We start from the raw sequence: 9,502 nt of genomic DNA on the forward strand, positions 1-9,502 counted from the left end.
CCCCACGGACGGCACCGCGCCGCGCATACCGCTGCCGCGCTCCTCCGTGGAGGACACCCGACAGTCCCTGCCCGCCCCGCCCCCGGCGCCCGCGCCGCTCGTCCTGGAGCACCGCGTCCTGAAGTCCCTGCTCGGCGCCTGGGCGCTCGCCGCCTGCTCCGCGGAGGAGGCCACCGCCGTCGAGGAGCACCTCGGCGGCTGCGGCCCGTGCGCGGAGGAAGCCCTCCGGCTGCGCGACGCCGTCGGCCTGCTGCACCCCGAAGAGAGCCTCGACCTCGACCCCGGTCTGCGCACCCGCGTCCTGGAGAGCTGCCTCGGCCGCCGTCCGCCGCGCATCCCGGTGCCCGAATGGGCCGTTCCGTACGACGCGGAGACCGCCCGCCTCGACGCCCTCCTGCAGGACATCGGGGACGCGGAGTGGCACGCGCCGGTGCGGCTGCGCTGGTTCGACGAGGACGGCCCGGTCAGCAGGAAGACCACCGTGGCCGGGGTGATCTCCCACCTCCTCGCGGTCGACGGCATGGTCGGGCTCGCCCTCGGCCTCGACGACCCGCTCGGCCCGGACGTCCGCGTCCCCCAGGACCCGGCCCACCGCACCGAGGCGTTCTGGCGCGCCTCGCACTTCCCGCCCACGCGCGCGGTGCGCACCCCCTGGCGCGAGCAGACGCACGAGCTGATCCGCACGGTGTCGTTCACGGCCGGGGGCACCTCCCGGGCCTCCGGTGCCGGTTCCGGCGGAGGCTCCGGCCGCCTCCCGGTGCCGTACGGCACGGTGGCCGTCCCCGGCGGCACCGGAGAGCGGCGGACCATCGAGCTGCCGCTGCGGGACTCGATGGTGGACCGCGCCTTCGAGTGCTGGATCCACGCGGGCGACATCGCCGACGCGGTCGACTATCCGTACGAGCCGCCCTCGCCCCGGCACCTCCACCGCATGATCGACCTCGCCGCCCGGCTGCTCCCGGGCACGCTCGCCGAGCGGCGCCGCTCCGGGCTCGCCGCCCCGCCCCGCCGTCTGGTCGCGGCGGGCGCGCCGGGCCGCAGCCTGCGCCTGGAGATCGAGGGGCTCGGCGGCGGCGAGTGGCTCATCCCGCTCGACTCCCCCGCGGCGACCGGTTCACGGGAGCACGAGGTGGCCCACGTGGCACTGGACGGCGTGGAGTTCTGCCGCCTCGCCGCGGGCCACGTCTCGCCGGAGGAGGCGGCCGCGGGCCAGGACGGCGACCGCGAGGCGATCCGCGACGTGCTGTTCGCGGCGGCCTCGCTCAGCCGGATGTAGGGGGCCTCGGCGCGCCCTCAGAGGTCGTTTTCGTCAGTAGCGCCTGGTATCCGATGGTTTGGGGGCAGTACAAAGTAGTGCTGGGGTTGTCCGATGAGGCCGTGCCGTGGGCGTCGGGTGGTCCGGCCATCGCCCGCCCACAGGGGCTCGTCGGCCGAGCGGGCCCCGCTCGCAAACGTCCGGCGCGGGCGGTCACAGGCTGGCGCCGCCCGTGACGTCGAACCCGACTAGCATGCGCCCCTCGGGACCGGTCGCATGACGGCCCGTCAAAGACCGTCTTGACCACGGAGTTCGGGCCTCGGACAGCGCGGAAGAGGACTCCCGGACCGTTCGGGTTCCGGGAGTCCTCACTCATGTGCGGTCGCCAGGGCGGCCTTGGCGGGCGGACCTGCTACTTCGTGCCGACGAGCGAGCGGCGCTTCTCCGCCGCGGCGGGCTTGGGCAGGGTGCAGCCGGGGCGGTTCAGGTCGATCTTGTTACCGGCGCCGACGCAGGGAACGATGATGTAGGTCTGCTGGGCGTAGCCGATGTTGGGCCGGACGGTGACCTTGCCGTTCTCGTCGACCTCGCACGGGTTGTTGTCCGTGCAGCGCTGGCCGCTCTCATTGATGGTGTTGTTGACGGCGACGACCTTGCCGGTGGCGTCGTCGATCACCGGCGATCCCGAGGTGCCGCCGATGACCTGGCAGGGCTGGGTGTAGCGGAGCGAGTCCTTCCAGGTCCACTGGCCTTCCTTCAGGCGGTATGCGAAGCCGTCCGTGTTGCACCGGTACATCCGCTTCCAGTAGCCGGAGGCGACCGTGATGGCCCGGCCCGCCTGCGGGTGCGCGGCGTCCAGGTCGAGGGCCTTGATGCCGTAGCGGCTCTCGATGTCGCGGTAGGTGCTGGTCAGTTCGTACACGGAGACGTCGGTGTCGGTCATCGTGCCGTACGCGATCTTGCTGGCGCGGACGGTGCCGAGGTTGCCGCCGCTGGCGTTCAGGAGCGTGAAGCTACGGCTCGACGCCCGGTTGACGATGACCTGCCCGGCGCCGGGGAAGCCGGTCTCCAGACAGTGGCCGTTGGAGAGCACGAGTGCCTTGTCCGTGGGCTGCGAACTGGGCACGCGCACCACGGAGCCCGAGCAGTTGCTCAGCGCCACGGTGCCCGCGAAGGTCACGGCCTTCGCCTTCACCTTCGCCTTCACCTGGGTCACCGCGGCGGGTTGCGCTGCGGCCGTGCCTTTGTCGGACACCGGCGCGCCGTTGCTCACGGCGGACGCGGGTATCGCCGTCGCGCCGAGGAGCAGCGCGGTGAAGACGGCACCGACGAGAGGCTTGTTCATGCGGGGGTCCCCTCTGATGACTGTGTGACCGAAGGTCCTTCGGATTTGTCATGCGCATTTTTGGGGTAACCCACTGCCATGAGCAAGACCGCGTGCGGTCAAGTACGCGAGTGACACGCCTTCCTGGGCGTACGGCCGCTGGACGCGGCCCGCGCGAGCCGCTAGCGCCCGCCTCCTGCCGCGGCGATCTCCTGTGCGATCTCCAGCTCCGGCACCGCCCCCTTCGGCGCGGCCACGCGGAACGGCTTGCCGTAGTCGCTGGAGGCCGCGTCGAGATCGGCCTCGGGGCGGTGGCCAGGTGCGTGGTTCGCACGGCCGACACAGGTCGCCGTCGTGCAGGCGGTCCGGGCCGACGGTCAGCGTCCTGACGCAATGCCCGCGAGGATGGTGCCGAGCATTCGGTCGAACTCCGCCTCTGAACCGAAGTCGGCCAGCCGCGGTGCGAGTTCGGTCAGTGTCGGATACGCGTCGGCGTCGAAGTCCGGCACTGCTGCGGCCCCGTGGGCCTCCGCCGCAGTGCGCGCCAGCAGATGACCGTTGAGGAATCCGAAGAGCACCGATGGCGCGTCCGCAGCGACCTGTTCAGGCACGCCCGCGTCCCGCATCGCCGCGACCAGCCGCTCCAGTGCGGCCAGTGCCGAGGCTGAGGTCTGGGCGCGGCCTGCCAGCAGCGGGAAGACCTGGGGATGACGGTGGGCCATGTCCCGATACGCGTGGGCGGTGCGGCGGGCGATGGACTGCCACCCTTCCGGTTCGCCGTCGGTGATCCGCATTTCAGCCAGGACCACCTCGCAGGCCGCGTCCAGCAGTGCCGCCTTGCCCTTGACGTGGTGGTAGATCGACATCGGGTCCACCCCGAGCTCGTCGGCCAGCCGCCGCACCCCGAACCGATCCAGCCCGTCGCGGTCGATCAGGCCGACTGCCGCAAGCGCGATACTCACGCGATCCAGCCCGGCCGAGGTGCCTCGTGCCCGTCGCGCCACGCCACCCTCCTGTCCCTCGCCAAACCTACGACGTAGAACATGACGCGCCGAGTGAAATCTACGTCGTAGGTTTAATGAATCGGGGAGGGACACCTATGACCACCGCTGACGCCCCGCCGAAGGCAGCGTCCGTCCTCGTCCAGATCGAGCTCAGCTTGCTCTCTGTCTTTGAGCCCCGAACAGCGGACAGGTCAGCATGCCGTCCGCCCTCGTTGTCGACCTAAACGTCGAACTCCCCATTACCCGCTGCCGTCACCCTTTTGAGGTAACCAGCTCCGCATAGAGGGGGCCATGCGGCGGAATGTGCGTGTATGACGGTGGTATGCGACGACGATTGTTCGGTGCTGTCCTGGCATTGCTGCTGGCGTGCGGAGTCCTCGCGACTCCCGCGGCCTCGGCGGTCTCACCACCGGCCCCGCGGGGCGGCCACACGTTCCAGGCATTCTTCAACAACCACACCAACCATTCGCTGACCCTGAAGGCCGCTCACCTCGACAAGGGCTGCTGGAACATCCGGCCTCCCCAGAAGATCCCGCCCGGCCAGCAGGCGGCGACGTGGATCCTGGTTTCCTGCGCCGACGGCGCCACCAACGGCTACGTGACGTACACCATCGACGGCACAGGAGGCCAGGGATACGCCTACATGCCGTTCTTCGTCCCCCCGCCCGGCGGAGACCCCCTCGGCGGTACCCAGGCCGGCGGTCTCTTCAAGCTGGACCGCGTGTACCACCCCCGCGGCCCGGACGCGAATTACGACCTCCGCTGCCTTTCACCCGCCTGTTAGCTTGATCCTTCTCCTCCGGCCTCGGATTGCGTCCCGAACTTGAACGCTAGGGAGGGGGTTCGGCGGACGTGGGGACGGCCTTGGCGTGATCCTGCGTGCTGTCCAGAGCGCGCGCTGCACGGTGCCCTCAACCGCGGCCGGATCGGCGTCGAGCGGCCGCGGCCTCTGCTGGTCCCCGAAGCTGCGTACGCCCGAAGCCGCCGACCGCTGGACCTGGCTCCTGGCTCCTGGCTCCTGGCTCATGGCTCCTGGCTCCTGGCTCCTGGCTCCTGGCTCCTGGCTCCTGGCTCCTGGCTCCTGGCCGATCTTGGTAGATGAAGAACGAGGTCAGGGGAAGACGACCGTGCGGCGGCCGTTCAGCAGGATCCTGCGCTCCGCGTGCCACTTCACGGCCCGCGCCAGCGCCTGGCACTCCACGTCACGGCCGATCGCGACCAGCTGGTCGGGGGTCACGCCGTGCCCGACGCGCTCGACCTCCTGCTCGATGATCGGGCCCTCGTCGAGGTCGGCCGTCACATAGTGCGCGGTCGCGCCGATCAGCTTCACACCGCGGGCGTGCGCCTGGTGGTACGGCTTCGCGCCCTTGAAGCTCGGCAGGAAGGAGTGGTGGATGTTGATGATCCGCCCGCTGAGCTCCTTGCACAGGTCGTCCGAGAGGACCTGCATGTAGCGGGCGAGGACGACGAGCTCCACGTCCAGCGAGCGCACGACCTCGAGCAGACGGGCCTCGGCCTCCGGCTTGTTCTCCTTCGTCACCGGGATGTGGTGGAAGGGGATGTCGTACGAGGCGACGAGCTCGGCGAAGTCCGTGTGGTTGGAGACCACCGCGGCGATCTCCACGGGCAGCGCACCGATCCGGGAGCGGAACAGCAGGTCGTTCAGGCAGTGCCCGAACTTCGACACCAGCAGGACCACGCGCATCCTGTCCTCGGCGCGGTTGATCTGCCAGTCCATGTGGAAGGAGTCGCCGATCGCTGCGAAGCTCGCCCGCAGCTTGTCGACGGTCACCGGGGACTCGGCCGAGAAGTGGACGCGCATGAAGAACAGTCCGGTGTCGTGATCGCCGAACTGCTGGCTGTCCTCGATGTTGCAGCCGGTCATGAAGAGGTAGCTCGACACGGCGTGCACGATGCCCTGCTTGTCGGGGCACGAGAGGGTGAGGACGTACTGCTCAGCGGGGGCGGCGGGCGCGGCGGACTGCTCGTTCATGCGGCCAAGGTTCCCACAGCGGAGACCACGGACGGCAATCGTCCCGTCAGGCGGACCGGGTCATGATCCGCAGCACCTCGAGCGTCTTCGGGGGCACGTCCGGGTCCTCCCCGTCGCCCGCGGCCAGCCGCACGTGCGCGTCGCGCGCCGCATGGACCGCCTCGGGCCACCCCGGGTGCTCCAGATAGACGGAGACCATCGCGTCGGGCCCGACCTCGTGCATGATCCGCAGCACCCTCAGCACGGCCGTGTCGACGAGGGCCGCCTCCTGCGGGTCCCGGAAGATCGTCCCGACGTATTTCTCCGCGGACCAGTTGTCCAGCCAGGTGTCCTCGACGAGCCGGTACACGGCGTCGGTCACGTCCCCGTACTCCTCGCGTCCCGCGAGCCAGCACTCACGCTGGAAGTCCGGGTCGGAGAGCATGTGCAGCGCCGAGCGCACGTTGCTGCGCCAGCGCCACCACGGCATGTCGTTGGTCGGCATGCCACCCATGGTGCTGGAGCGACGGCCGCGACGGGAAGACTTCTCCGAACCTTGCACGGTCATGGATCGTACGTTCCCACCCCGCGCACCCGAACCGGACCCCGCCCGTTCACCTTCATGTCACTGTCCGTTGAGTACGAGTCACTCCACGGTTGGCCGCGCAACGGAATCGTGCAGGGACATGACCGGCTGGCGACGCACCTTCCTCCCCCGCCCCTCCCGATCCGCAGCGCTCTCGGCGGCCGCCGTGGCGGCGTGTGCGTCGCTGATATCCGGTTGCGGGGTCATCCCTGGAACCACGGGGGGTTCCAGGGACGACCCCATCACCGTCATGACCTGGGCCCCCGAGAAGACCAAGGCCACCAACAAGCCCGGCGTCCCGGCCATGGCGCAGGCGTACGCCCGCTGGGTCAACGCCCACGGCGGCCTCGGCGGCCGCGAGCTGAAGGTCCTCACCTGCAACGACCACAACGACCCGGTGGGCGCCGCCGAGTGCGCGCGCCAGGCGGTCGACAACGACGTGGTGGCGGTCGTCGGCGCGTACAGCCAGCACGGCCGCTCCTTCCTCGGCCCGCTCGAAGTCGCCGGCATCCCCTACATCGGCGGCTACGGCATCACCGACGACGAGTTCAGCAGCCCGCTCTCGTACCCCGTGAACGGCGGCGAACCGGCCCTCCTCGCGGGCAACGGCCGACAGCTCGCCGCCCGCTGCGACCGGGTCTCCCTCGTCCGCCCCGACACCCTCGCCGGGGACGAGCTCCCCAAGCTGCTCAACCAGGGCCTCGCCGACGGCCACCACAAGCCCGTCTCCGACATCCGCGCCCCCGAGGACGGCACCGACCTCACCCCGCAGGCAGAGCGGGCACTGAAGGACGCGGGCGCCGACAACGGCTGTGTGACGGCCGCGCTCGGGGCGCGCACGGACACCTTCTACGACTCGTTCCGGCGCACCAGGAGCGACTATCCGCCGGTCCGCATCTCCTCGGTGCTCGGCAGCGTCGACCAGTCCTTGATCGACCGCACCGGCGGCGCGAACGGCCCCTACGAAGGCGCGTACGTCACCGGCTGGTACCCGGCGGCGGGCGACGCCCGGTGGGACCGGATGCGGGACGTCATCCGCGAGCAGGCGTTCGGCGACAACCGGGTCGACCCCTCGGACGCGGGCGTGCAGACGACGTGGATCGCGTACACCGTCCTGAAGCAGGCCGTCGAGTCGCTCGACGGCGACGAGGTGTCGTCCCGCACCCTGCGCCGCACCCTCGACGGCGGCCTGCGGGTCGAGACGGGCGGCCTCACGCCGCCGCTGAGCTGGCGCTTCGAGGACCTCCTCGCGGCCAGCGAGTTCCCGCGCCTGATCAACTCGGGCGTCACGTTCCAGACCGTGCGCGACGGGCGGCTCGTCCCGGCCCGCGAGGGCTTCGTGAACGTCGAGAAGACCCTGGAGCAGACGGCCTGACCGGAACGGACCACTCGGCCCGTTCCGGGGCGGACCGGTCCGTCAGAGCTGGGTCCTGTTCCGCTCGGTCAGGCCGTACTTCCGGGCGATCGCGTTCCAGTGGTTCGCGGCCTGCTCCTTGGCGGTCGTCGCCACGTTGCTCTGCTTGTTGCCCGCCGCGGCCTGCGGGGTGTTGCGGGCGTGGCCCTTCCTGCAGCCCTTCTTGCCCGCCACCTGGTCCGCCCACGCGGCGTAGTGGTTGTCCGCCGCGGCGGAGGCCTTCCAGGCCTTGTTGAGGGAGGCCGTCAGCTGGTCGTTGGCGGGCAGCTTGTCGACCTTCAGACCGGCGAGCCGGGTGACGAGCTCGTTGCGCTGCTTGGCGGCGCCGCGCAGGTCCTTCGCCGACTGGCTGAGGTTCTCGCACTTGCCGACGTTGCGTACGGCGGCGATGACCGCGTCGCGGCTGTTGTTGCTGTCGGCGAGCAGCTTGTCCAGGGCGACGGCCTGGTCCTTGACGGGGTCCGCGGTCGGCGAGGGCCGCTCGTCGGGCTCCGCGGAGGCGGAGACGGGCTTGCCGTCGTCCTTCTCGTCGTCGTCACCGCCGCCGGAGCTGAGGAGCGCGCCCGCGCCGACGCCGAGCAGGGCGATGCCGACGCCGACGGCGGCGATCAGCGGCACCTTCGAGCCGGTGCGGCCGCGGCGGCCCCCGCCGTGCCCGCCGCCCGCGGGCTCGGGGGCGGGTGCGGTCGGCGGGCCCTGCGCCTGGACACGGGGCATCTGCTGGGTCGAGGCGGGGCTCTCGGACTCCGGCTCGGTGCGGAAGAGGCTGTCGAACTCGGCGGGCGGCTGCCGGTCGCCGGGGGCGCCGGGGCGTATGCCGTAGGGGGCGGCGGCCGGCTCGGGCGGCGCGGCGGGCCCTGCCGGGACGGGCGCGATGAACTGCGTGGGATCACTGTCGGACGTGGCCGCGGGCGCGGGCGTCGCGCCGGGCGTACGACCCAGGAACTGCGTGGCGTCGGCGGCGGGAGCCTCGGGCGGCAGGGCACCGGGTCCCACCGGAGGTATGTACTGCGTGGCTCCCTCGTCACCGCCCGGGTTCGCGGGCACGGGAGGGATGTACTGGGTGGCTCCCTCGTCACCGCCCGGGTTCGCGGGCACGGGAGGGATGTACTGGGTCGCGTCGCTGTCGGAGGGCGCTCCCGGCGCGGCGACGGGCGGCAGCGGCATGCTCTGCGAGGCGGTGGCGGCGGGCGGCAACTGCTGCGCCTGCGCCGCGGGGGGCAGCGGCTGGGCGGCGTGGGCACCGGCAGGAGGTATGTGCTGGGCGCCCTCGCCCGGCTGCGGCGCGGCGTGCGCGCCATGTCTCCCCTGCGGCTGCGACTGCGTCCCGTACGCCTGCTGCGGGGCGGCGTGGCCCCCGTGCGCCTGCTGCGCCCCGTGCGCGCCCTGCCCCTGCGGGGCGGCATGCGAACCGTACGAGGGCTGGGGCTGCCCCTGGTGAGCGCCGGGCTGACCGTACGGGTCCGGCTGGGGGGCGGCGCCGGGCTGCGGGGCTCCGGGGCCGGAGGGCTGGGCCCCCGGACCGGACTGCGGGTAGCCGTATCCGGGCTGCGGGGCACCGGGAGCGAGCTGCTGGCCGACGGGGCCGGGCTGCGGGACGCCCTGACCGGGCTGCTGAGCACCGGGAGCAGGCTGCGGTATGCCCTGACCGAACTGCTGACCGCCGGGACCGGGCTGCGGAGCACCGGCACCGGGCTGCGGGACACCGGGTCCCGACTGCGGGTAGCCGTACCCGGGCTGCGAGGCGGCGGCGCCGGGCTGCGGGACGCCCTGGCCGGAGGGCTGGGCCCCCGGACCGGACTGCGGGAAGCCGTATCCGGGCTGCGGGGCGCCGGGAGCGAGCTGCTGGCCGACGGGGCCGGGCTGCGGGGCACCGGCTCCGGGCTGCGGGACGCCGGGGCCGGACTGCGGGTAGCCGTACCCGGGCTGCGAGGCGGCGGCGCCGGG

8 protein-coding genes and 1 pseudogene are annotated in these 9,502 nt (G+C 72.0%); 4 read left to right on the plus strand and 5 right to left on the minus strand.

What is annotated here, in order from left to right; all coding sequences use genetic code 11:
• Positions 1 to 1,276, plus strand: a 1,276-nt coding sequence (locus tag AOK03_RS37255) for a zf-HC2 domain-containing protein (protein WP_055569805.1), incomplete at its 5' end; no start/stop codon positions are given.
• A 391-nt stretch (positions 1,277 to 1,667) separates the two neighbouring features.
• Here the strand turns inward: AOK03_RS37255 and AOK03_RS37260 are convergent.
• Both AOK03_RS37260 and AOK03_RS37265 read right to left on the minus strand, forming a co-directional pair.
• Positions 1,668 to 2,600, minus strand: a complete 933-nt coding sequence (locus tag AOK03_RS37260; RefSeq protein WP_055569806.1) for a S1 family peptidase — start codon at positions 2,598 to 2,600, stop codon at positions 1,668 to 1,670.
• A gap of 356 nt (positions 2,601 to 2,956) precedes the next feature.
• The gene (locus AOK03_RS37265; RefSeq protein ID WP_055569807.1) at positions 2,957 to 3,583 is read right to left on the minus strand and encodes a TetR/AcrR family transcriptional regulator C-terminal domain-containing protein; all 627 of its coding nucleotides are present in this window, start codon (positions 3,581 to 3,583) and stop codon (positions 2,957 to 2,959) included.
• A gap of 322 nt (positions 3,584 to 3,905) precedes the next feature.
• On the opposite strand from AOK03_RS37265, the gene AOK03_RS37270 reads away from it, so the two are divergent.
• On the plus strand, positions 3,906 to 4,367 hold the full coding sequence (locus AOK03_RS37270; protein ID WP_157869183.1) for a hypothetical protein: 462 nt from the start codon (positions 3,906 to 3,908) through the stop codon (positions 4,365 to 4,367).
• A 327-nt stretch (positions 4,368 to 4,694) separates the two neighbouring features.
• Here the strand turns inward: AOK03_RS37270 and purU are convergent, their stop codons facing one another.
• Both purU and AOK03_RS37280 read right to left on the minus strand, forming a co-directional pair.
• Positions 4,695 to 5,576 (minus strand): formyltetrahydrofolate deformylase, encoded by an 882-nt coding sequence (gene purU / locus AOK03_RS37275; protein WP_055569809.1) that lies wholly within the window; start codon positions 5,574 to 5,576, stop codon positions 4,695 to 4,697.
• 46 nt (positions 5,577 to 5,622) lie between these two features.
• Positions 5,623 to 6,123, minus strand: a complete 501-nt coding sequence (locus AOK03_RS37280; protein ID WP_079075207.1) for an SCO4402 family protein — start codon at positions 6,121 to 6,123, stop codon at positions 5,623 to 5,625.
• A 118-nt stretch (positions 6,124 to 6,241) separates the two neighbouring features.
• Between AOK03_RS37280 and AOK03_RS37285 the strand changes: the two genes are divergently transcribed.
• Positions 6,242 to 7,516 carry an ABC transporter substrate-binding protein gene (locus tag AOK03_RS37285; protein WP_055569811.1) on the plus strand — a complete coding sequence of 425 codons (1,275 nt, stop codon included), beginning with the start codon at positions 6,242 to 6,244 and terminating at the stop codon, positions 7,514 to 7,516.
• Between the two features lie 42 nt (positions 7,517 to 7,558).
• Here the strand turns inward: AOK03_RS37285 and AOK03_RS37290 are convergent, their stop codons facing one another.
• Positions 7,559 to 8,752, minus strand: a complete 1,194-nt coding sequence (locus AOK03_RS37290; RefSeq protein ID WP_208609679.1) for a hypothetical protein — start codon at positions 8,750 to 8,752, stop codon at positions 7,559 to 7,561.
• 60 nt (positions 8,753 to 8,812) lie between these two features.
• Between AOK03_RS37290 and AOK03_RS45070 the strand changes: the two are divergent.
• A pseudogene (locus AOK03_RS45070) lies at positions 8,813 to 9,502 on the plus strand (hypothetical protein); the annotation flags it as partial.

The sequence above is a fragment of the Streptomyces atriruber genome (assembly GCF_001418325.1).
GTDB lineage: Bacteria > Actinomycetota > Actinomycetes > Streptomycetales > Streptomycetaceae > Streptomyces > Streptomyces atriruber.